18 protein-coding genes are annotated in these 20,504 nt (G+C 72.3%); 9 read left to right on the top strand and 9 right to left on the bottom strand.

Going from position 1 to position 20,504, the window contains the following annotated elements; translation table 11 throughout:
* Window positions 1-16: 16 nt before the first annotated feature.
* The 3 genes from ACFYW1_RS14780 to ACFYW1_RS14770 form a co-directional block, all read right to left on the bottom strand.
* A complete protein-coding gene (locus ACFYW1_RS14780) occupies window positions 17-1,582 on the bottom strand; it encodes an FAD-dependent monooxygenase (protein ID WP_388991536.1) in 1,566 nt (521 codons plus the stop codon).
* A 70-nt stretch (window positions 1,583-1,652) separates the two neighbouring features.
* Complete coding sequence (rarD, locus tag ACFYW1_RS14775; protein WP_388991534.1) at window positions 1,653-2,645, bottom strand: EamA family transporter RarD; 993 nt, start codon at window positions 2,643-2,645, stop codon at window positions 1,653-1,655.
* A gap of 269 nt (window positions 2,646-2,914) precedes the next feature.
* Complete coding sequence (locus ACFYW1_RS14770; protein ID WP_388991532.1) at window positions 2,915-3,775, bottom strand: SDR family oxidoreductase; 861 nt, start codon at window positions 3,773-3,775, stop codon at window positions 2,915-2,917.
* A gap of 107 nt (window positions 3,776-3,882) precedes the next feature.
* Between ACFYW1_RS14770 and ACFYW1_RS14765 the strand changes: the two genes are divergently transcribed.
* The gene (locus tag ACFYW1_RS14765; RefSeq protein WP_388991530.1) at window positions 3,883-4,290 is read left to right on the top strand and encodes a winged helix-turn-helix transcriptional regulator; all 408 of its coding nucleotides are present in this window, start codon (window positions 3,883-3,885) and stop codon (window positions 4,288-4,290) included.
* Between the two features lie 39 nt (window positions 4,291-4,329).
* On the opposite strand, the gene ACFYW1_RS14760 is transcribed toward ACFYW1_RS14765, so the two are convergent.
* From ACFYW1_RS14760 to ACFYW1_RS14735, 6 genes are all read right to left on the bottom strand, one after another.
* Entirely contained in the window at window positions 4,330-6,285 is a 1,956-nt protein-coding gene (locus ACFYW1_RS14760; RefSeq protein ID WP_388991528.1) for an APC family permease, read from the bottom strand.
* 121 nt (window positions 6,286-6,406) lie between these two features.
* Window positions 6,407-7,474: a 2-oxoacid:ferredoxin oxidoreductase subunit beta gene (locus tag ACFYW1_RS14755; protein ID WP_388991526.1), complete on the bottom strand. Its 1,068-nt coding sequence runs from the start codon at window positions 7,472-7,474 to the stop codon at window positions 6,407-6,409.
* Window positions 7,467-9,422 carry a 2-oxoacid:acceptor oxidoreductase subunit alpha gene (locus ACFYW1_RS14750; protein ID WP_388991524.1) on the bottom strand — a complete coding sequence of 652 codons (1,956 nt, stop codon included), beginning with the start codon at window positions 9,420-9,422 and terminating at the stop codon, window positions 7,467-7,469. The genes ACFYW1_RS14755 and ACFYW1_RS14750 overlap by 8 nt, the downstream gene beginning before the upstream one ends.
* 454 nt (window positions 9,423-9,876) lie before the next feature.
* The gene (locus ACFYW1_RS14745; RefSeq protein WP_316248378.1) at window positions 9,877-10,551 is read right to left on the bottom strand and encodes a response regulator transcription factor; all 675 of its coding nucleotides are present in this window, start codon (window positions 10,549-10,551) and stop codon (window positions 9,877-9,879) included.
* A 196-nt stretch (window positions 10,552-10,747) separates the two neighbouring features.
* On the bottom strand, window positions 10,748-12,103 hold the full coding sequence (locus ACFYW1_RS14740) for a sensor histidine kinase (protein WP_388991522.1): 1,356 nt from the start codon (window positions 12,101-12,103) through the stop codon (window positions 10,748-10,750).
* A 66-nt stretch (window positions 12,104-12,169) separates the two neighbouring features.
* The gene (locus ACFYW1_RS14735; protein ID WP_388991520.1) at window positions 12,170-13,378 is read right to left on the bottom strand and encodes a sensor histidine kinase; all 1,209 of its coding nucleotides are present in this window, start codon (window positions 13,376-13,378) and stop codon (window positions 12,170-12,172) included.
* 201 nt (window positions 13,379-13,579) lie between these two features.
* Here ACFYW1_RS14735 and ACFYW1_RS14730 point away from each other — a divergent pair, with 201 nt between their 5' ends.
* Genes ACFYW1_RS14730 through ACFYW1_RS14695 form a run of 8 tightly spaced genes read left to right on the top strand, consistent with a single transcriptional unit; the run spans window position 13,580 to window position 20,481 of the window.
* Entirely contained in the window at window positions 13,580-13,987 is a 408-nt protein-coding gene (locus ACFYW1_RS14730; protein ID WP_388992114.1) for an NADH-quinone oxidoreductase subunit A, read from the top strand.
* Window positions 13,978-14,682 (top strand): NADH-quinone oxidoreductase subunit B, encoded by a 705-nt coding sequence (locus ACFYW1_RS14725; protein ID WP_388991518.1) that lies wholly within the window; start codon window positions 13,978-13,980, stop codon window positions 14,680-14,682. Before ACFYW1_RS14730 ends, ACFYW1_RS14725 begins: the two co-directional genes overlap by 10 nt.
* A complete protein-coding gene (locus ACFYW1_RS14720) occupies window positions 14,679-15,899 on the top strand; it encodes an NADH-quinone oxidoreductase subunit C (protein WP_388991516.1) in 1,221 nt (406 codons plus the stop codon). The genes ACFYW1_RS14725 and ACFYW1_RS14720 overlap by 4 nt, the downstream gene beginning before the upstream one ends.
* Entirely contained in the window at window positions 15,896-16,864 is a 969-nt protein-coding gene (locus tag ACFYW1_RS14715; protein ID WP_388991514.1) for an NADH-quinone oxidoreductase subunit H, read from the top strand. The genes ACFYW1_RS14720 and ACFYW1_RS14715 overlap by 4 nt, the downstream gene beginning before the upstream one ends.
* Window positions 16,864-17,469 carry a NuoI/complex I 23 kDa subunit family protein gene (locus ACFYW1_RS14710; protein WP_388991512.1) on the top strand — a complete coding sequence of 202 codons (606 nt, stop codon included), beginning with the start codon at window positions 16,864-16,866 and terminating at the stop codon, window positions 17,467-17,469. Before ACFYW1_RS14715 ends, ACFYW1_RS14710 begins: the two co-directional genes overlap by 1 nt.
* Window positions 17,466-18,065, top strand: a complete 600-nt coding sequence (locus ACFYW1_RS14705; RefSeq protein ID WP_388991510.1) for an NADH-quinone oxidoreductase subunit J — start codon at window positions 17,466-17,468, stop codon at window positions 18,063-18,065. Before ACFYW1_RS14710 ends, ACFYW1_RS14705 begins: the two co-directional genes overlap by 4 nt.
* A complete protein-coding gene (gene nuoK / locus ACFYW1_RS14700) occupies window positions 18,065-18,484 on the top strand; it encodes an NADH-quinone oxidoreductase subunit NuoK (protein WP_388991508.1) in 420 nt (139 codons plus the stop codon). Before ACFYW1_RS14705 ends, nuoK begins: the two co-directional genes overlap by 1 nt.
* Window positions 18,481-20,481, top strand: a complete 2,001-nt coding sequence (locus tag ACFYW1_RS14695; protein ID WP_388991506.1) for an NADH-quinone oxidoreductase subunit L — start codon at window positions 18,481-18,483, stop codon at window positions 20,479-20,481. The genes nuoK and ACFYW1_RS14695 overlap by 4 nt, the downstream gene beginning before the upstream one ends.
* Window positions 20,482-20,504 lie beyond the last annotated feature (23 nt).

Here is a 20,504-nt window from a genome sequence, read left to right as displayed (position 1 = left end):
CCCCCGCCGACCGGGATCACGCCGCGCCGGCCGTCCCCACCAGCCGGTCGAGGTAGTCCACGACCGCCCCGCCCTCCGTCGCCGGGGCGATCAGCCCCACGTGGTTGTCGGGGCGGACCAGGACGAGGGCGTCGGTGTCCGGTCCGGCCCCGTACGCGGTACGGGCGTGGCCCGCCTCGTCGGTCAGGTCGCGCGGCGCCCCCGCGTCCACCCCGTACGCCCGCACCGTGTCGCCGTGCGCCGCCTCCACCGTCCGCAGCGCGTCCGCCGTGTCCGGGCCGAAGCCCAGCAGCGTGAAGTGCGGTCCGGCGAACGCCTCGAACAGGCGGACCGGCTCGCCCGTCGCCGTGTCGCGGCAGGGGGCGTCGGGGGCGCGGTCACCGGCCCGCAGGCCGATGGCGACCGTACCGGCGGGGGAGAGCGAGCTCCAGCGGTAGCCCCGGTCCAGCCCCGTCGTCTGCCCGGTGATCGCCGTGTCCAGGCCGCCGCCCGGTCGCTTGATCGCTTCGAGGGTGGCCCGCAGCCGTTCCGAGGAGACGTCCAGCGTCCAGGCGGCCACGGGCAGCCGCTCCTCCTCGTAGGTGTCCAGCAGTGCGGACGACGCCCGGCCGGTGGCGACCCGGGCGAGCTTCCAGCCCAGGTTGAACGCGTCCTGGATGCCGGTGTTCATGCCCAGCCCGCCCGCGATGGAGTGCACGTGCGCGGCGTCCCCGGCCAGCAGCACCCGGCCCACCCGGTAGCGGTCCACCATCCGCTCGTTGACCCGGTACGTGGACAGCAGGGTGGCCCGCGTGAGGCGGTCGCCCGGCAGCCGGGTGTGCTTGGCGAACAGCCGCCGGAAGCTCTCCAGGGAGGGCGGCACCGGGGCTCCCGCCCCGTCCCGCTCCGGCCCCGCCTGGAACCACCAGCCCGTCCGCGTGCCCGGGATCGGGCACAGCATCACGGCCCCGTCCTCGTCGAACCACTGGTGCCACAGGGCGCGGTCGAGTCCCTCCGCCTCGACGTCCCCGCAGACCATCACCTGTTCCTCGGCCGTCCTGCCCTCGAACGGGAGGCCGAGCATCTTGCGCACCGGGCTGTGGCCGCCGTCGCAGCCCACCACGTACCGCGCCTCGATGCTCCGGCCGTCGGCGAGGGCGACGGTCACCGACTCGGGCCCCTGCGACAGGCCGACCGCCTCGGTGCCCAGCTCGACCCGGACGCCGTGCTCCGCCAGCCGGTCGCGCAGGATCTCCTCCAGCTGCCACTGGGCGATCAGCCGGCCATGGGCGTACGGGGCGTCCGGCGTGGGGTGCGTCCCCGCGGACGGGTCGGCGTCGGCGACCGGCAGCCCGTCGCGGTACTTGCGCATGGGCAGCGGCGCGGAGCCCTCCGCCAGCACCCGGTCGACGACGCCCAGGTCCTCCAGGATCTCCAGGGAGCGGGGGTTGGGGCCCTTGGCCCGCGAGCTGCGCGGGAACTCCTCGGACCGGTCGATGATCCGTACGGGGACCGAGCGCCGGGCCAGGTCGCAGGCGAGGGTCAGACCCGTCGGGCCCGAACCGACGACGAGTACGGGGGTGACGGGCGCTGTTGCGGACATGCGGACTCCTCAGTCGTGTTTCCGTGGACCTCCAGGAAAACGCAACCGAGTTAAAGAAGCAACCAAGTAACTAAATTTGTGTGTCCGCGGCCTCGTGGGGGACGGGTGCCGGGGACGGCCGCCGCTCCGGGTGCTCCGGCCGGTCCGTCGCCGGGCCGGCCTCCCGCAGCCGCATCCTGGTGCGCCGCCCCGTCCGGAACGCGTCCCAGGTCAGCAGGGTGAGGGCCAGCCACACCAGGGCGAACCCGGCCCACCGCTCCGGCGGCATCGCCTCGTGGAAGTACAGGACGCCCAGGCCGAACTGGAAGACGGGTGCCAGGTACTGCAACAGGCCCAGCGTGGAGAGCGGCACCCGGATCGCCGCCGCCCCGAACAGGACGAGCGGGACCGCCGTGACGAGGCCCGTCGAGGCCAGCAGGGCCGTGTGGCCGAGCCCCTCGGAGGTGAACGACGACTCGCCCCGCGCGCCCAGCCACAGCAGATAGCCGAGCGCGGGCACGAACAGCACGGCGGTCTCGGCGGTGAGCGACTCCAGGCCGCCCATGTTGACCTTCTTCTTCGCCAGCCCGTACAGCGCGAAGGAGAACGCCAGCGTCAGCGAGATCCACGGCGGCCGCCCGTAGCCGATCGCCAGCACCAGCACCGCCGCGGCGCCGATGCCCACCGCCACCCACTGGGCGGGGCGCAGCCGTTCGCCCAGGACCAGCACGCCCAGGGCGATGGTGACCAGCGGGTTGATGAAGTAGCCGAGCGACGCCTCGACGACGTGGTCGTGGTTCACGGACCAGATGTACAGGCCCCAGTTGACCGTGACCACGGCCGCGGCCACCGAGATCAGCGCGAGCTTGCGGGGCTGTCGCACCAGCTCGCCGATCCAGGCCCATCGGCGCAGCGCCAGCAGCGCGATCACGACGAACCCGAGGGACCAGACCATGCGGTGGGCGAGGATCTCGACCGCCCCGGCGGGCTTCATCAGCGGCCAGAAGAGGGGGACGAGCCCCCACATGCCGTACGCCGCGAAGCCGGACAGGAGTCCGGCCCGCTGTTCGTTGTTCCCCTTCACGGGCCCTCCCGGCTGGTCGATTCGGTTGCTCCGTCAACTGCATGACGGTAGCGCCGTGCGGGGCGCAAGTCATACCCGTATCGCATTACGGTCATGACGCCCGACTGCCGGGGCGGGTGGGGGTGGTGATGCGGCAGGGGCGCTTTCGCGGCGGGAGTGGTGCGCCGGGGCGCCGGCCGGTCGCCGGGCCGCGCGGGAGGCGCCCCGATGGGGCGGCCCCGGCGGGGCGGCGCCGGTGAGGCGCCCGGTCCGCCGGGGGCGTGCCGGGGTCAGGCCGCGGCGACGGCCTCGGCCACGGTCTCGGCGAGCGGGGTCGTGGGGCGGCCGATCAGCCGGGCCAGGTCGCCGCTCGTGCCGGCGAGCCGGCCGCGCCCGATCGCCTCGTCGACGTCGACGAGGATCTCCGCGAAGGGCTCGGGCACACCGGCGCCGACCAGGATGTCCCGGTGCGCGGCGGCGGGGACGTTCCGGTACGCGATCTCCCTGCCGGTGGCCCGCGCGATCTCGGCCGCGTACTCCGCCAGCGACCAGGCGACGTCGCCGCTCAGCTCGTAGGCCGCGCCGATGTGGCCCTCACCGGTCAGTACGGCGGCGGCCGCGGCGGCGTAGTCGGCGCGGGTGGCGGAGGCGATCCGGCCCTCGCCCGCGTTGGCGACGACGGCGCCGTGCGCCAGGACCGGGGCGAGGTTGGCCGTGTAGTTCTCGGTGTACCAGCCGTTGCGCAGGAAGGTGTGGGGCAGGCCGGATTCGAGGATCAGCCGCTCGGTGGCCCGGTGCTCGTCGGCCAGCCGGAAGTCGGCGTCGGGGCCGCCCAGGATGCCGGTGTACGCGAGCTGGGCGACGCCCGCCTCCTTGGCCGCCTCGATGACGGCGGTGTGCTGCGGCACGCGGTGGCCGACCTCGCTGCCGGAGATGAGCAGCACCCGGTCACCGGCCCGGAAGGCGTCCTTCAGGGTCTCCGGCCGGCTGTAGTCCGCGATGCGGAGCTCGACGCCGCGGCCGGCCAGCGGGGCCGCCTTCTCCGCGTCGCGCACGACGGCGGCGATCCCGCTCGCGGGCACGGTGGCCAGCAGTTCCTCGACGACGAGACGGCCGAGCGCTCCGGTGGCTCCGGTGACGACGATGCTCATGGGTTTCTCCTTCTGGGGGTGGCGCCTGTCCTTGTTCGGGCTCCTGGACCCACCGTAAGAGGTTCACTAACTAATCGAAAGTACCCACTTTGAAGTAAGGTACTGGCATGGAAGTGAGCAACCAGGGCCGGTGGCCCGGTGTGAAGGTGGTGAGCGGGCAGATGTGCCCCTCCCGGCTGGTGCTCGAACACGTCACCAGCCGCTGGGGCGTCCTGATCCTGGCCGCGCTGCTGGAGCGCTCGTACCGCTTCAGCGAACTGCGCCGCGAGGTGGGCGGCGTCAGCGAGAAGATGCTGGCCCAGACCCTCCAGACGCTGGAGCGCGACGGGTTCGTGCACCGGGACGCGAAGCCGGTGATCCCGCCCCGGGTCGACTACTCGCTCACCGGCCTGGGCCGGGAGGCCGCCGAGCAGGTGGTCGCGCTGGGGCGCTGGACCGAGAGCCGGCTGGACGCGGTGCGGGCGGCGCGCGAGGCGTACGACGAACAGAAGGCACACGCCTCGCGCACCCCGTAACCCCTCCGCACGCCCCGCGCACCCGCACGGTGCGCGGGTTCAGTCCGGCTGGGGCGCGCGTCCCTCCTCCAGCTCGCGCAGCGCATGCGACACGTCGAACGGCAGGATCGTCACCGCCACGTGCGGCAGCCGCGCCAGCGTCTTGGCCATCTGCTCGCCCGTGCCCCGGTGCAGCAGCTTGCCGAGCACGTTCGTGTACATCCGCCGCGGCACCAGCACCGTCAGCCCCGTCGTCCCGTCCTGCGTGGTGCGGACGGCCAGCTCCTCCATCGCGTGGCGCAGCCGCCGGTCCGGACAGGCCACCAGTTCCAGGGGTACGGACGTGGCGGCCGTCGCCTCCCAGCGGGCGGCCAGCCGCCGGCCGTGCGCCTCGTCGATCGCGAAGTGCACGGCCCTGATCTCGTCCGGGCGCAGCTCGTGCGCGTACCGCAGCGCCTTGATCGTCGCCAGGTCGAGCGTCTCGACGAGGACGAAGACCAGATGGCGGCGGCCCCGGGGCCGGTCGGCCCCCGGCGGCTGAAGGCTCTGGAGCGCGGCGGCCTCGCGCCGGTACTCGCGGTTGATCCGCGTCAGCGCCCACACGCCGAGCGGGAAGACCACCACGACCAGCCAGGCCCCCTCGGTGAACTTGGTGACCGCGAAGATCAGCACGACCGCGGCCGAGATGACCGCGGCGAGCCCGTTGACCGCGATCTTCGTCCGGCGGTACGGCTCGCGGCGCCGCAGGTGATACGCGGTGAGCCCGGCACCGGCCATGGTGAAGGCGGTGAACACGCCGATCGCGTACAGCGCCACCAGCCTGTCCACGCTGGCGTCGGTGACCAGCAGCAGCGCCGTCGAGACGACCGCCAGCGCGACGATGCCGTTGGAGAACGCCAGCCGGTGCCCGCGCCGGGTCAGCTGCCGGGGCAGGAACCGGTCCTCGGCGACGAAACTGGCGAGGAACGGGAAGCCGGTGAACGGGGTGTTGGCCCCGGTGTAGAGGACCAGCGCGGTCGCCAGCTGCACGAGGACCAGCCCGGCCGTCCCCGCCGGCCCGTCGCCGAAGGCGAGGTGCGCCTCCTGCGCGATGACGGTCGGGGTGCCGTCGACGTACGGGACGGCGTGGGTGAAGTGCGCCAGCGTGGAGACGCCGAGGACCAGGACGCCGAGCACGCAGCTCATCGCGATCAGGGTGCGGCGGGCGTTGCGGCCCTGCGGTTCGCGGAACGCGGAGATGCCGTTGGAGATCGCTTCGAGCCCGGTGAGGGACGAGCCGCCGTTGGCGAACGAGCGCAGCACGATGAAGAGCGAGGCGCCGTACAGCCAGCCCTCGCCCGGGGTGCCGAACGGCACGGCCCCGGCCGCGTGCGGGTCGGCGTGCGGCAGCCCGCCCGTCAGCTCGCGCAGCAGGGCGACGACGAGGACGAGCCCGATGGCGGTCATGAACAGGTAGGCGGGCAGCGCGAAGGCCCGGCCCGCCTCGCGGATGCCGCGCAGGTTCCCGTACGCGAGCAGCACGATGACGCCGACGGAGACCGGGAGCTGGAGGTGGTCCAGGCCGGTGAAGTCCTCCCCGACCAGGTGGGCGAGCGAGATCAGCGCGTTGGTGCCGGCCGAGACCTGCACGGCGACGGTGACGATGTAGTCGACGAGTAGGGCGACGGCGGCGATCTGCGCGACGTTCGGCCCGAAGTTCTCGCGCGCGACGACGTACGATCCGCCCGCCCGGGTGTAGATCATGACGACGTCGCTGTAACAGAGCGTCAGGAGCAGCAGGACCAGCAGGATCGCGCCGGTCACCGGCATCAGCAGGGTGAAGGCGGCGGCCCCGACGACGGGTACGAGGACCCGGAGCATCTCCTCGGAGCCGTACGCGGACGAACTGATGCAGTCGGAGGCGAGGACCCCGAGCGCCGTGCGGTTGCTCAGCTTCTCCTCGCTGATGCGCTCCGTGGTGAGGGGCCTGCCGAGCAGGCGTCGTTTGATGCGGTACGCGGGGCGGTCGGAGGCCATGGGGCCATGGTGCGCGTCGGCCGGGCCGGTTCCTGGTACGGCGTTGCCGGACGGGCCGTGGTGTGGCCCGTCCGGCGGGACGGCGGGTGGTGCGGGTGCGGGTGGTGGGGGTGGTGGGGGGTCAGCCGATGACGGTCCAGTTGTCGTTGCCGGCCAGGAGTGCGGCGAGGTCGCCCTTGCCCTGTTGTTCGACGGCGGTGTCGAGTTGCTGGGCCATGAGGGTGTCGTAGACGGGGCGTTGGATGTCGCGCAGGACGCCGATGGGGGTGTGGTGGAGGGTGTCGGGGTCGGCGAGGCGGGAGAGGGCGAAGGCGGTGGTGGGGGAGGGGTTGTGGGCGTCGTGGACCAGGATGCGGTGTTCGTTGTCCGGGGTGACGGTGACGATGTCGAGGTCGCCGGTGTCGGGGTTGCGGACGATGCCCCGGTTGTGGTCGGTGCCGAAGCGGATGGGCTGTCCGTGTTCGAGGCGGATGACCGCTTCCTGGGCCTGTTCCTTGTCCTTGAGGGCTTCGAAGGCGCCGTCGTTGAAGATGTTGCAGTTCTGGTAGATCTCGACCAGGGCGGTGCCGGGGTGGTCGGCGGCGGCGCGCAGGATGCCGGTGAGGTGTTTGCGGTCGGAGTCGATGGTGCGGGCGACGAAGGAGGCTTCCGCGCCGATCGCGAGGGAGACGGGGTTGAAGGGGGCGTCCAGGGAGCCCATCGGGGTGGACTTGGTGATTTTGCCGGTTTCGGAGGTGGGGGAGTACTGGCCCTTGGTGAGGCCGTAGATCCGGTTGTTGAACAGCAGGATCTTGAGGTTGACGTTGCGGCGCAGGGCGTGGATGAGGTGGTTGCCGCCGATGGACAGGGCGTCGCCGTCGCCGGTGACGACCCAGACGGACAGGTCGCGGCGGGAGGTGGCCAGGCCGGTGGCGATGGCGGGGGCGCGGCCGTGGATGGAGTGCATCCCGTAGGTGTTCATGTAGTAGGGGAAGCGGGAGGAGCAGCCGATGCCGGAGATGAAGACGATGTTTTCCTTGGCGAGGCCGAGTTGGGGCATGAAGCCTTGTACGGCGGCCAGGACGGCGTAGTCGCCGCAGCCGGGGCACCAGCGGACTTCCTGGTCGGATTTGAAGTCCTTCATGGTCTGTTCGGCTTCGGCCCTGGGGACCAGGTTCAGGAGCTGGTTGGCCACGTCGGTGTCAGGCATCGATGGCCTCCTTGAGGGCCGTGGCGAGTTGTTCGGCTTTGAAGGGCATGCCGTTGACCTGGGTGTGGCTGTGGGTGTCGGTGAGGTAGGTGGCGCGGATGAGGGTGGCGAGCTGGCCGAGGTTCATCTCGGGGATGATCACTTGGTCGTAGCGGGCCAGGATGGTGCCGAGGTTGGGGGGGAAGGGGTTGAGGTGGCGCAGGTGGGCCTGGGCGATGGGGGTGTGGTCGTTGCGCAGGCGGCGGACGGCGGCGGTGATGGGGCCGTAGGTGGAGCCCCAGCCCAGGACCAGGGTGCGGGCGTGGTCGGGGTCGTCGACGGTGAGGTCGGGGACCTCGATTCCGTCGATCTTGGCCTGGCGGGTGCGGACCATGTGGTCGTGGTTGGCCGGGTCGTAGGAGATGTTGCCGGTGCCGTCCTGTTTCTCGATGCCGCCGATGCGGTGTTCCAGGCCGGGGGTGCCGGGCACCGCCCAGGGGCGCGCCAGGGTGTGGGGGTCGCGTTTGTAGGGCCAGAACGCTTCGGTGCCGTCGGCCAGTTGGTGGTTGGGGGTGGTGGTGAACTGGACGCGCAGGTCGGGCAGTTCGTCGGGTTCGGGGATCTTCCAGGGTTCGGAGCCGTTGGCGAGGTAGCCGTCGGACAGCAGGAAGACGGGGGTGCGGTACGTCAGGGCGATGCGGGCCGCCTCCAGGGCGGTGTCGAAGCAGTCGGCCGGGGTCCGGGGAGCGATGACGGGGACGGGGGCCTCGCCGTTGCGCCCGTACATGGCCTGCAGCAGGTCGGCCTGCTCGGTCTTGGTCGGCAGCCCCGTCGAGGGCCCCCCGCGCTGGATGTCCACCACCACCAGGGGCAGCTCCAGGGAGACCGCCAGCCCGATCGTCTCGGACTTCAGGGCCACACCCGGCCCGGAGGTGGTCGTCACCGCCAGGGAGCCGCCGAACGCGGCGCCCAGCGCGGCCCCGATCCCGGCGATCTCGTCCTCGGCCTGGAAGGTGCGCACGCCGAAGTTCTTGTGGCGGGACAGTTCGTGCAGGATGTCGGAGGCCGGGGTGATGGGGTAGGAGCCCAGGTACAGGGGCAGGTCGGCCTGGCGGGAGGCGGCGATCAGCCCGTAGGACAGGGCCAGGTTCCCCGAGATGTTGCGATACACGCCCGGGGGGAAGGCGTGGGTGGCGGGAGCGACCTCGTAGGAGACGGCGAAGTCCTCGGTGGTCTCCCCGAAGTTCCACCCGGCCCGGAAGGCGGCCACGTTCGCCTCGGCGATCTGCGGCTTCCTGGCGAACTTGCGGCGCAGGAACGCCTCGGTGTTCTCCGTGGGGCGGTGGTACATCCACGACAGCAGGCCCAGCGCGAACATGTTCTTCGAACGCTCGGCCTCCTTGCGCGACAGGCCGAACTCCTTGAGCGCCTCGACCGTCAACGTCGTCAGCGGCACCGGATGCACCCGGTACCCCTCCAGCGACCCGTCCTCCAGCGGAGAGGTGTGGTAACCGACCTTCGCCATCGGGCGTTTGGTGAACTCGTCGGTGTTCACGATGATCTCCGCGCCGCGCGGCACGTCGTCGATGTTCGCCTTCAGCGCGGCCGGGTTCATCGCGACCAGCACGTCCGGCGCATCACCCGGCGTGAGGATGTCATGGTCCGCGAAATGCAGCTGGAACGACGAAACCCCCGGCAGCGTCCCCGCGGGAGCACGGATCTCGGCCGGGAAGTTCGGCAGCGTCGACAGATCGTTCCCGAACGACGCCGTCTCCGAAGTGAAACGGTCACCCGTGAGCTGCATACCGTCCCCCGAGTCACCCGCGAAACGGATGATCACCCGGTCCAGACGACGAATCTCCTTGTCGCCGGCTCCAGCGCGATCGGAGCGGGGGGCGCGCTGTCCCCCGACGAGCGCCTCGCTGGCCTCATCGGCCTGTTCGGCTGGGCTACTGACCTGGCTGGTCACTGAACTGGACCTCCCTCGGGGCGGCGGCTCGGGACCGGCCGGCCCGCCGACGGTCCCCAAGGCCCACCCTACGACTGCAAGGGTCCCCTTCCCTGGACCGATCACATGATGGACGTGATCTCGGGACGCGAATCGATCCCTTTTTGTCGCGTTTTGCATGCCCCTCGCTCGCCCGGCGAAGCCTCTGCGGCCTCATCCTTTGGTGCTAGGACCCCGTCCGCTCCCGTCGGCCTCGACCGGGGTTGGACCGGGAGTGGGCCGGAGCGCGGGCGGCCTTCGATCGGGGAGGGTGGCCCCGAGGGGCGGCACGTTATCTGACGGGTCGTCAAATATCCATGGAGGTACGGCTGCATCGTGCGGGGCGCAGCCGCATCGTGCGGGATCCGGTCGCATCGTGCGGGCGCGACCGCATCGCCCGGGGCCGGTCGCACCGCCCCGGGCCGGTTGCGGACGGTCAGGAGTTCAGGTAGGTCAGCACCGCCAGGACGCGCCGGTGGTCCCCCTCGCTGGGGGACAGACCCAGCTTCAGGAAGATGTTGCTGACGTGCTTCTCCACCGCGCCGTCGCTCACCACCAGCTGCTTGGCCACCGCGGAGTTCGTCCGGCCCTCCGCCATCAGCCCGAGCACCTCGCGCTCGCGCGGCGTCAGCCCGGCCAGGACGTCCTGCTTGCGGCTCCGGCCCAGCAGCTGCGCCACCACCTCCGGGTCCAGCGCCGTCCCGCCCTGCGCCACCCGGACCACCGCGTCCACGAACTCCCGGACCTCGGCGACCCGGTCCTTCAGCAGGTAGCCCACGCCCCGGCTGGACCCGGCCAGCAGCTCGGTCGCGTACTGCTCCTCCACGTACTGCGATAGGACCAGGACCCCGATGCCGGGGTGTTCCTTCCGCAGCCGCACGGCCGCCCGCACCCCTTCGTCGGTGTGCGTCGGGGGCATCCGCACGTCGGCGACCACCACATCGGGCAGGGCGTCCTGCCCCGCCAGGTCGTTCACCGTCTTGATCAGGGCCTCGGCGTCCCCGACGCCGGCGACGACCTCGTGCCCCAGGTCGGTCAGCAGCCGGGTCAGCCCTTCCCTGAGCAGCACCGAATCCTCGGCGATGACCACTCGCACCCTGTCCTCCACCATGAAGCCGCGTCCCCCACTGGTCCGTCTCTGCTGTTCGGTCCGTTTGTACGGTTCCAGCATCCCAGTAATCGGTGGTGCGGTGTCCTCCGCGTCCTGTCGCACTCGCGGGCACCGTACGGGCTGCTCGCCGCGCGGGCGCCCGCCCCGCCGCGCGGGCGCCCGCCCCGCCGCGCGGGCCCTCCTCGTACGGGCCGGTTCAGCCGCGCCAGGGCAGCTCGGCGGTGATCCGGGTCGGGCCGCCCTGCGGGGAGTCCACGGCCAGCACGCCGTCCACCGCGTCCAGCCGTTCGGTCAGCCCGGCCAGCCCGCTGCCCGCCGAGGGGTCGGCGCCGCCCCGGCCGTCGTCGGTGACCTGGAGCATGAGCCGGTCGCCGGTGCGCCAGACCTCGACGGAGGCGCGGGTGGCCCGGGAGTGCTTGCTCACGTTCTGGAGCAGCTCGGAGACGGTGAAGTACGCGATGCCCTCGATCGCCTGGGCCGGCCGGTCGGTCAGGTCCACGGTGACGGTGACGGGGACGGTGCAGCGGGAGGCGATGGCGGAGAGTGCGGCGTCGAGGCCGCGGTCGGTGAGGACGGCGGGGTGGATGCCGCGGGCGAGGTCGCGCAGTTCCTGGAGGGCGATCTTGACCTCGCCGTGGGCCTCGTCGACCATCCGCGCGGCCGCCTCCGGGTCGGCGGTGAGCTTCTCCTTCGCCAGGCCCAGATCCATGGCGAGGGCGACGAGGCGGGCCTGTGCGCCGTCGTGGAGGTCGCGTTCGATGCGGCGCAGGTCGGCGGCGGCGGTGTCGACGACGACCCCCCGGTCCGACTCCAGCTCCGAGACCCGGGTCGCGAGCCGGGACGGGCCGAGCAGCCCGCTCACCAGGAACCGCTCCACGCCCGCCAGCGCCCGGATGGCCCACGACATGACCAGCAGGAGCACCAGGCCGATCGCGAAGGACAGCACCAGATCGACGGGGGTGTCGATGGACGTCGTGTGGTTGCGGTCGGAGTACACCTGGATGCCGCCGCGGCTCAGGTCCGAGGGGAGGACCCAGTGCCACAGCGGATACGTGACGACGACCCAGCCGCAGGTCCAGAGCGGCACCACGAAGGAGAAGACGACCAGCGCCCACGGCAGGTGCAGCAGCGAGTAGAGCAGGTGCCGCCAGGACGTCCCGCTCTTCAGGGAAGCGCCCATCCACGACATCAGACCGCCGGTGGCCCCGCGCACCGGCGCCGGGGCCGCCACGTCCGTCCCGAGCAGCGCCCGTGCCCGCGCCCGCTCCAGTACGCCGAAGCCCCGGCACAGGGCCAGCGTGCCGGCCAGGATCGGGACCCCGAGGAAGGTGATCAGCGTTCCCACGCCCAGTGACATCAGGACGATCGAGGAGCTGAACAGCACCAGGCTGATCGGCAGGCTCAGCACCAGGTACGTGAACTCGCGCCAGGTCCTGCCCTCGAACGGGGCCCGCAGCGCGGCGGGCAGCAGTCGCTTCAGCGGGGAGGGTTCCCCGGAGCCGGCCCCGGACCGCTGGGGGTCCCGCGTGTCCGGTCCGTATGCCGTGGCCATGGGTGTGTCCGTTTCCTCTCGGTTCCTGCTGCTCATGTGCGGGGTGCTGCTGTTGGCGGGGGGTGCTCAGCCGCGCCGGAGGGGCTCGGCCCCGGTCCGTTTGGCCGGGTCGCGGTCGCGCCAGGGCAGCTCGGCGGTGACCGTGGTGGGCCCGCCGGCCGGCGAGTCCAGGACGAACAGCCCGTCCACGGCGCCCAGCCGTTCGGCCAGCCCCGCCATCCCCGTACCGCCGTCCATCCGGGCGCCGCCCCGGCCGTCGTCGGTGACCTGGAGCATGAGCCGGTCGCCGGTGCGCCAGACCTCGACGGAGGCGCGGGTGGCCCGGGAGTGCTTGCTCACGTTCTGGAGCAGCTCGGAGACGGTGAAGTACGCGATGCCCTCGATCGCCTCCGCGGGGCGCGCCGGGAGGTCCACACCGACGGTGACGGGGACGGTGCAGCGGGAGGCGATGGCGGAGAGTGCGGCGTCGAGGCCGCGGTCGGTGAGGACGGCGGGGTGGATGCCGCGGGCGAGGTCGCGCAGTTCCTGGAGGGCGATCTTGACCTCGCCGTGGGCCTCGTCGACCATCCGCGCGGCCGCCTCCGGGTCCTCGGTCAGCCGCTCCTTCGCCAGGCCCAGGCCCATGGCGAGGGCGACGAGGCGGGCCTGTGCGCCGTCGTGGAGGTCGCGTTCGATGCGGCGCAGGTCGGCGGCGGCGGTGTCGACGACGACCCCCCGGTCCGCCTCCAGCTCCGCGATCCGGCGCTCCAGCTCGTCGGAGGGCGAGAGCAGCCCGCGCACCATCGCCCGGTCCGCGTTGCCGAGGAACCGCGTGATGTACGGGAGCACCGGCCACAGCACGATCAGGCTCACCAGCGTCACCCCGAAGGCCACCACGCCCCAGGGCAGCCGGATGAAGGAGTAGAGCACGGCCCGCCAGCCCACCGGGTCCTTGATGCTCGACCACAGCCACGGGAAGAACCCCGTCTCCCGGCGCGACAGGACCACCGGGCTCGGCTCGTCGATCCGGACCCCGAGCATCATCCGCGCCCGGCCCCGCTCGACCCGGCCGATCAGCCGCGCCCCGTGCAGCGAGACCGCGAGCAGGGGCAGCCCGACCACGGTGACCGTGAGCGCCACGCCGACCCCGATCATGCCCACCGCGTAGACGAACCCGACGATGGTCAGCGGCAGGTCGGCCAGGAGATGACTGATCTCCTTCCACGTCCATGGGTCGGGAATGATGCGGGCGGGTGGCGGCCGGTCTTCGTCCGGCACCTGGGGGCTCATGGTCATGCGTCCAGCCTGCCGGTACGGATCGGCGCACGCCATGGGGCTCATGGGTGGGGCGGGGTGGGGATAACCCCACCCCGGGACATTCCCGGAGGACTCTTTTGCCCGATGCGGCTGCTTACCCGCCCTTTAACAGGGCCTAGACTCCCGTGCGTACAGATCACCGTACGGATTCCAGGGGAGCGAGGGGCGCACGTGGCGGACCTGCCGGACCTGCCGGAATCGACACCGGCCGTTCTCGCGTCGGACTACTTCCACGGATATTCAGTGGTCGGACTGCTCGCCGTGATCGGCGTGCTGTTCGTCGCCGTCGCCTTCGGGGCCGGCCGACTGCTGCGCCCCGTGGTGCCGACGCCGGAGAAACTCCTGACGTACGAATGCGGCGTGGACCCGGTGGGCGAGGGCTGGGCACACACCCAGGTCCGTTATTACGTCTACGCCTTCCTGTACGTGATCTTCGCCGTCGACTCGATCTTCCTGTTCCCGTGGGCGACGGTATTCGCCGCGCCGGGCTACGGGGCGACGACGCTGATCGAAATGTTCATCTTCCTCGGTTTCCTGGCCGTGGGACTGCTCTACGCATGGAAGAAGGGCGTCCTCGAATGGACGTGACCAGCACGCCGGACGACGGGGGAGCCGGGCAGCAGCCCGTGCCGACCTTCCTGCCGGAGCCCAAGCGGCTCGGCGTCCTGTCGCGCCTGGCGCCCGAGCCGATGAAGGTGGTCCTGAACTGGGGCCGCCGCTACAGCCTCTGGGTCTTCAACTTCGGGCTCGCCTGCTGCGCCATCGAGTTCATCGCCGCCTCCATGGCCCGGCACGACTTCATCAGGCTCGGCGTGATCCCGTTCGCGCCCGGCCCGCGCCAGGCCGACCTGATGATCGTCTCCGGCACGGTGACGGACAAGATGGCCCCGGCCGTGAAGCGGCTGTACGAGCAGATGCCCGAGCCCAAGTACGTCATCTCCTTCGGCGCCTGCTCCAACTGCGGCGGCCCGTACTGGGACTCGTACTCCGTGACCAAGGGCGTCGACCAGATCATCCCGGTCGACGTCTACGTCCCCGGCTGCCCGCCCCGGCCCGAGGCGCTGCTCCAGGGCATCCTCAAGCTCCAGGAGAAGATCGCCCGCGAGTCGCTGGGGGAGCGGTACGCGACGGGCGGCGGCCGACCCTCCACCGCCGCACTGCGCAGCGGCCTGATCACCGCCCCGCAGGCCCCGGAAGCTCCGTCGGACCCCGGAGCCCCCTCGGCCCCGGAAGCCTCGCAGAACTCGGAAGCCCCGCAGACTCCGGGAGAGGACCGCGCATGACCGGCACCGACGCCGCCGACGCCCACGACCGGCTGCCGGACGCCGCCGCCGAGTTCTTCGGCGAGGGCGCGACGGCCGAGCACGCCCACGAGCTGCTGACCGTCGACGTACCGGCCGCCTCCTGGATCCCCGCCCTCGAAACGGCCCGCGACCGGCTGGGCTGCACCTACTTCGACTGGCTGAGCGCGGTCGACGAACCGGGCACCGGCTTCCGGGTCTGCGCCCATGTCGTGGCCCTGACCGGCAAGGGGGTCCGACGGCTCCTGATCCGTACGACCGTTCCGCACGAGGCCGCCGTCCTTCCCACGGCCGTCGGCGTCTACGCGGGCGCCGCCTGGCACGAGCGCGAGACCCACGAGATGTTCGGCATCGGCTTCGAGGGCCACCCGCACCTGGTGCCGCTGCTGCTGCCCGAGGGGTTCGAGGGGCACCCGTTGCGCAAGGACTTCGTGCTGGCGGCACGCGTCGCGAAGGCGTGGCCGGGTGCGAAGGAACCGGGCGAGTCGGAGCACGGCGGCGCGAAGCGGCGCACGATGCTGCCGCCCGGCGTGCCCGACCCGAACGAGTGGGGCCCCCTGAAGGGGCAGCTCCCGCCCGCGCCGTCCCGTCCGGCCCGCACCCCGCGCGCGGCGGGCGACCGCCCCGTGCGCCGCAGCCGCAGCGCGAGCGAGGGTTCGGCGGGTCAGCGCGCCGCGACGCCCGCCACCGAGACACCTGCGCCCGAGACACCCGCTCCCGAGGGCGCCGCTCCCGGGGCCGCCCCGGAGGCGGGCGCTCCGGATGCGGGCGCTCCCGGCACGGCGCGTGCCGCGCGGCCGCGCCGCAACCGGAGCGCCTCGCAGGGCTCGGCCAGCCAGCACCGCGAGCCGGCCCCCGCCCCGGACGAGCCGTCCCCCGCCCCGGCGAAGCCGGGCGCGGACACGGGTACGGGCACGAGCGACGCCCCCTGGCACCACGCCCGCCCGGCTTTCGACCCGGACACGCCCCCCGAGGCGCCCGAGAGTCCTGAGGCCCCTGGGGCTCCTGAGACCTCCGGGACTCCTGAGGCCCCCGGGGCTCCTGAGACCTCCGGGACTCCTGAGGCATCCGAGACCTCCGGGACTCCTGAGGCACCTGGGACTCCCGAGGCCCCCAAGACCCCCCGAACCCCCGAATCCACCGGAACCCCGGACACTCCCGAGGCCCCGGACACCCCCGCCGGAGGCGATACCGCGTGAACGACGTACTCGACGTCGCCCTCCGGCTCGTCATCGTCTTCGCCGTGTTCATGGTCCTCCCGCTCGTCGTGGGGCAGACCGAGCACAAGGTGATGGCCCACATGCAGGGCCGCCTCGGCCCCATGTACGCGGGCGGCTTCCACGGCTGGGCACAGCTCGTCGCGGACGGCGTGAAGTTCGCGCAGAAGGAGGACATCGTCCCGGAGCGGGCCGACCGCAGGGTCTTCCAGCTCGCCCCGGCCGTCGCGCTCCTGCCGTACCTCCTCGTGCTCGTCGCCATCCCGGTCGGGCCCGGCGAGGGCGCGGTCGGGCAGGCCGTCGACGCGGGCATCTTCTTCGTGCTCGCCGTGATGGGCATCGGGGTGCTCGGCTCGCTGATGGCGGGCTGGGCATCGGCCAACAAGTTCTCCCTGCTCGGGGGCCTGCGCACCGCCGCCCAGCTGCTCGCGTACGAACTGCCGATGCTGCTCGCCGCCGCGTCCGTCGCGATGGCGGCCGGGACCGTCTCCCTCACGGGCATCCTCGACGCCTTCGAGTGGTGGTGGCTGCCCTGGCAGATCGTCGGCGCCCTGGTCTTCTTCGTGGCCGGCCTCGCCGAACTCCAGCGCCCGCCCTTCGACATGCCGGTCGCCGACTCGGAGATCATCTTCGGCGCGTACACCGAGTACACCGGGCTGCGCTTCGCGCTCTTCCTGCTCGCCGAGTACGCGGGCATCGTCGTCCTGTGCGCGCTGACCAGCGTCCTCTTCCTCGGCGGCTGGCACGGTCCGCTCGGCGCCGACGGACTCGGCTGGGTCTGGACGCTCCTCAAGACCGCCGTCCTGGCCTTCGTCGTCATCTGGCTGCGGGTGACCTACCCCCGGCTGCGCGAGGACCAGCTGCAGAAGCTCGCCTGGACCACCCTCGTCCCGCTCGCCCTCGCGCAGATCGCGCTCACCGGCATCGTGAAGGTGGCGATCAACTGATGACCGCGTCACACCCGTCCTCCCGGCCCCGCATCCCCGGATCCGGCCTGGCCAAGGGCCTGGCCGTCACCCTGCGGACGATGACGCGGAAGACGGTCACCGCCCAGTACCCCGACGTCCAGCCCGAACTCCCGCCCCGCTCCCGCGGCGTCATCGCGCTGTTCGAGGAGAACTGCACGGTCTGCATGCTCTGCGCCCGCGAGTGCCCGGACTGGTGCATCTACATCGACTCCCACAAGGAGACGGTGCCCGCCGCCGCCCCCGGCGGCCGCGAACGCAGCCGCAACGTCCTGGACCGCTTCGCGATCGACTTCTCGCTCTGCATGTACTGCGGCATCTGCATCGAGGTGTGCCCCTTCGACGCGCTGTTCTGGTCACCGGAGTTCGAGTACGCGGAGACGGACATCCTCGAACTCACCCATGAGCGCGACAAACTCCGCGCCTGGATGTGGACGGTGCCCGAACCGCCCGCGCTCGACCCCGGCGCCGAGGAGCCGAAGGAGATCGCCGCCGCCCGCAAGACCGCGGAGAAACTCGAAGCCCAGCGCGCCCAGGAAGCCCAGGAAACCCGGCAGGACCAGAAGGAAGCAGAGGGGGAGGAGTGACACTCGCAGCCACCGCGGTCACTGCGGTCACAGCGGTCACCGCGCCCCCCGCGACCACCACGGCCCCCTCCGGCTTCCTCTCGCCGACCGGCGTCGAGATCGCCTTCCTCCTCGTCGGCCTCGCCACCCTCGGCGCGGCCCTCGTCACCGTCACGACCAAGCAGCTGGTGCACGCCGCCCTCTGGCTGGTCGTGGCGCTCGGCGGGCTCGCCGTCGAGTACCTCCTGCTCACCGCGGAGTTCATCGCCTGGGTGCAGGTACTGATCTACGTCGGTTCCGTGGTCGTCCTCCTCCTCTTCGGGCTGATGCTCACCAAGGCCCCCATCGGCCGCTCCCCGGACGCCGACTCGGGCAACCGGTGGGCGGCCCTCGGCGTGGCGGTCGCCGCCGCCGGCGCACTCGTCTGGGTCGTCGTCGACGCCTTCCGTACCACCTGGATCGACCTGGACGGCCCCGCCCGGGGCTCGACCGAGGTCACCGGCTCCTTCCTCTTCCGGCACTGGGTGCTGCCGTTCGAAGCGCTCTCCGTCCTGCTGCTCGCCGCCCTGGTCGGCGCGGTCGTCCTGTCCCGCAAGAGCGGTAAGGAGCAGAGCTGATGCACCTCGCCTACCCCGCCGTGCTCGCCGCCCTCCTCTTCTGCGTCGGGCTGTACGGCGTGCTCGCCCGCCGCAACGCGATCCTCGTCCTGATGTCCGTCGAGCTGATGCTCAACGCGGTCAACCTCAACCTGGTCGCCTTCGACGTCTGGCTCCGCGACACCCTGCACGCCGGCCAGGCCCTCGCCCTCTTCACCATCGCCGTCGCGGCGGCGGAGATCGGCATCGGCCTGGCGATCGTCCTCGCCGTGTACCGCAACCGCGGCACCTCGGACGTCGACCGGCTCCGCGACACAGCCGAGACCGACGCCGCCGAATCCCTCCCCGACGACGGACCCGGCACCGAGACCGGGACCGGCACCGAAGACCAGGCCACTGCTGCGGCAGGGAAGGCAAAGAAGGCAGAGGCCACCGCGTGACCACCACGACCCTCGCCGTCCTCGTCCCCCTCCTCCCCTTCCTGGGCGCCGCGGCCGGCCTCTTTCTGGGGCGCACCGCCCCCGGATACGTACGCCCCCTGGCCGTACTGCCGACCCTCGCCGCCTTCGTCCTCGCCGTCCTCGTCGCCTCGCGCCAGGGCGGCGGCCGGGCCATCGACGCGGCGACACAGCTCACGCCCACCGGCTCCGTCCCGATCGACCTCGCCCTGCACCTCGACGGCTTCGCCGTCCTCGTCGCCGTCCTGGTCGGGCTCGTCGCGACCTGCGTGCAGATCTACTCGACCGCCTACCTGCGCGACGACCCCCGCTACCCCTCGTACGCCGCGCTCGTCTCCCTGTTCACCTCCGCGATGCTGCTCGTCGTCTACTCCGGCGACCTGATGGTGCTCCTGGTCGGCTGGGAGATCATGGGCATCTGCTCGTACTTCCTCGTCGGCCACTACTGGGAGACCCCCGAGGCCCGCGCCGCCTCCCTCAAGGCGTTCCTGGTCACCAAGCTCGGCGACGTCCCCTTCCTGATCGGCCTGTTCGCGCTCGCCGCCGACACCGGCACCTTCCGCATCACCGGCATCCTGGGTGCCGTCGCCCACGGCGGCCTCGACCACCCCACCCTCATCGCCCTGCTGCTCCTGGCGGGCGTCGCGGGCAAGTCGGCGCAGTTCCCCCTGCACACCTGGCTGCCCGACGCGATGGCCGGCCCCACCCCCGTCTCCGCGCTGATCCACGCCGCGACGATGGTCGCCGCCGGCATCTACTTCGTGGCCCGCCTCCTCCCCGTCTTCGCCGCCTCCGGCGCGGCCCTCGTCGTCCTCGCCGTCATGGCGGCGGTCACGATGATCGGCTCGGGCCTCGCCGCCCTCGCCCAGGACGACATCAAGCGCGTCCTCGCCTACTCGACCATCGGCCAGCTCGGCTACATGTCCGGCGCCCTGGCCGTCGGCGACCGCGGGGCCGCCGTCTTCCACCTCCTGTCGCACGGCGCGTTCAAGGCCGTCCTCTTCCTCGCGGCGGGCGTCGTCATCCACGCCGCCGGGACCAACTCGCTGGCCGCCATGTCCCGCATGAGCGGCCTCACCAAGCGCGTCCCGGACGCCTACTGGACGATGACCGTCGCCCTGCTCGCCCTCGCCGCCATCCCGCCGTTCGCCGGCTTCTTCTCCAAGGAAGCCGTCCTCGTCGCCGCCGAGCACACCGCGCTCGGGGACCGGGACGTCGCCCCGGCCGCCGCCGGCTGGACCGTGCTCGTCGCCGGGCTGCTCGCCGCCGTCCTCACCGCCGCGTACGCCACCCGCCTCTGGCTCCTCGCCTTCCGGGGCCGCGGCGCCGAGGCCCCCGACCACGGCAGGCAGCCCACCGCGATGACCGCCCCCCTGTGGGTGCTCGCCGTCCCCACCATCGCCTTCGGACTGGCCGCCGGCGCGCTCACGGAGTGGCTCGACGGCAACGCCCTCACCCCGTCCGTGACCACCGCCGTCCTCTCCACCGGCGTCGGCCTCGCCGGCGGCCTCGTCACCTACGCCGCCTGGCTCCGCACCTCGGCGCTCGCCGCCCGTACCCCCGTCGGCACGGTCGTCGCCCACCCCGACACCGAACCCGCCCTCGTCGAGGCCCAGGCCCTGTCGGCACACACCGCCGCCTACGGGACCGACGGCGAGGTCCCCGACCCGGCCGACCCCGGCCGCCTGCTGCTCGGCCCGCTCCACCGCCCGGCCGCCGCCGGCTTCCACCTCGACGCCCTGTACACGACGCTCTTCGTCCGCCCCGTCCGGGCCGCGGCGAGCCTCGTCCGCTTCCTGGACCGCGAGGTCGTCGACACCTACGTACGCGGCTCCGCAGCCGGCACACGCCTGCTCGGCACCGCCGTCCGCCGCGCCCAGACCGGCAACGTGCAGACCTACCTCGGCGCGCTGCTCGCCGGCTCCCTGGTCCTGGCGATCGCCGCCGTCGTCCTCGCCAACCTCAACGCCGGGTCGTGAGCCGTGATCGATATCAGCGAATC

The organism is Streptomyces sp. NPDC002669 (assembly GCF_042889165.1).
GTDB lineage: Bacteria > Actinomycetota > Actinomycetes > Streptomycetales > Streptomycetaceae > Streptomyces.
Note: the sequence above shows the minus strand (reverse complement) of the source record. Positions and strands in the feature narration are given on the sequence as shown.

Bases quoted from the DNA above. Each gene is read 5' to 3' on its own strand.
- ACFYW1_RS14780 (WP_388991536.1), bottom strand. From the start codon at position 1,582: ATGTCCGCAACAGCGCCCGTCACCCCCGTACTCGTCGTCGGTTCGGGC.
- ACFYW1_RS14770 (WP_388991532.1), bottom strand. From the start codon at position 3,775: ATGAGCATCGTCGTCACCGGAGCCACCGGAGCGCTCGGCCGTCTCGTC.
- ACFYW1_RS14765 (WP_388991530.1), top strand. From the start codon at position 3,883: ATGGAAGTGAGCAACCAGGGCCGGTGGCCCGGTGTGAAGGTGGTGAGC.
- ACFYW1_RS14760 (WP_388991528.1), bottom strand. From the start codon at position 6,285: ATGGCCTCCGACCGCCCCGCGTACCGCATCAAACGACGCCTGCTCGGC.
- ACFYW1_RS14755 (WP_388991526.1), bottom strand. From the start codon at position 7,474: ATGCCTGACACCGACGTGGCCAACCAGCTCCTGAACCTGGTCCCCAGG.
- ACFYW1_RS14745 (WP_316248378.1), bottom strand. From the start codon at position 10,551: ATGGTGGAGGACAGGGTGCGAGTGGTCATCGCCGAGGATTCGGTGCTG.
- ACFYW1_RS14740 (WP_388991522.1), bottom strand. From the start codon at position 12,103: ATGGCCACGGCATACGGACCGGACACGCGGGACCCCCAGCGGTCCGGG.
- ACFYW1_RS14735 (WP_388991520.1), bottom strand. From the start codon at position 13,378: ATGACCATGAGCCCCCAGGTGCCGGACGAAGACCGGCCGCCACCCGCC.
- ACFYW1_RS14725 (WP_388991518.1), top strand. From the start codon at position 13,978: ATGGACGTGACCAGCACGCCGGACGACGGGGGAGCCGGGCAGCAGCCC.
- ACFYW1_RS14720 (WP_388991516.1), top strand. From the start codon at position 14,679: ATGACCGGCACCGACGCCGCCGACGCCCACGACCGGCTGCCGGACGCC.
- ACFYW1_RS14710 (WP_388991512.1), top strand. From the start codon at position 16,864: ATGACCGCGTCACACCCGTCCTCCCGGCCCCGCATCCCCGGATCCGGC.
- nuoK (WP_388991508.1), top strand. From the start codon at position 18,065: ATGCACCTCGCCTACCCCGCCGTGCTCGCCGCCCTCCTCTTCTGCGTC.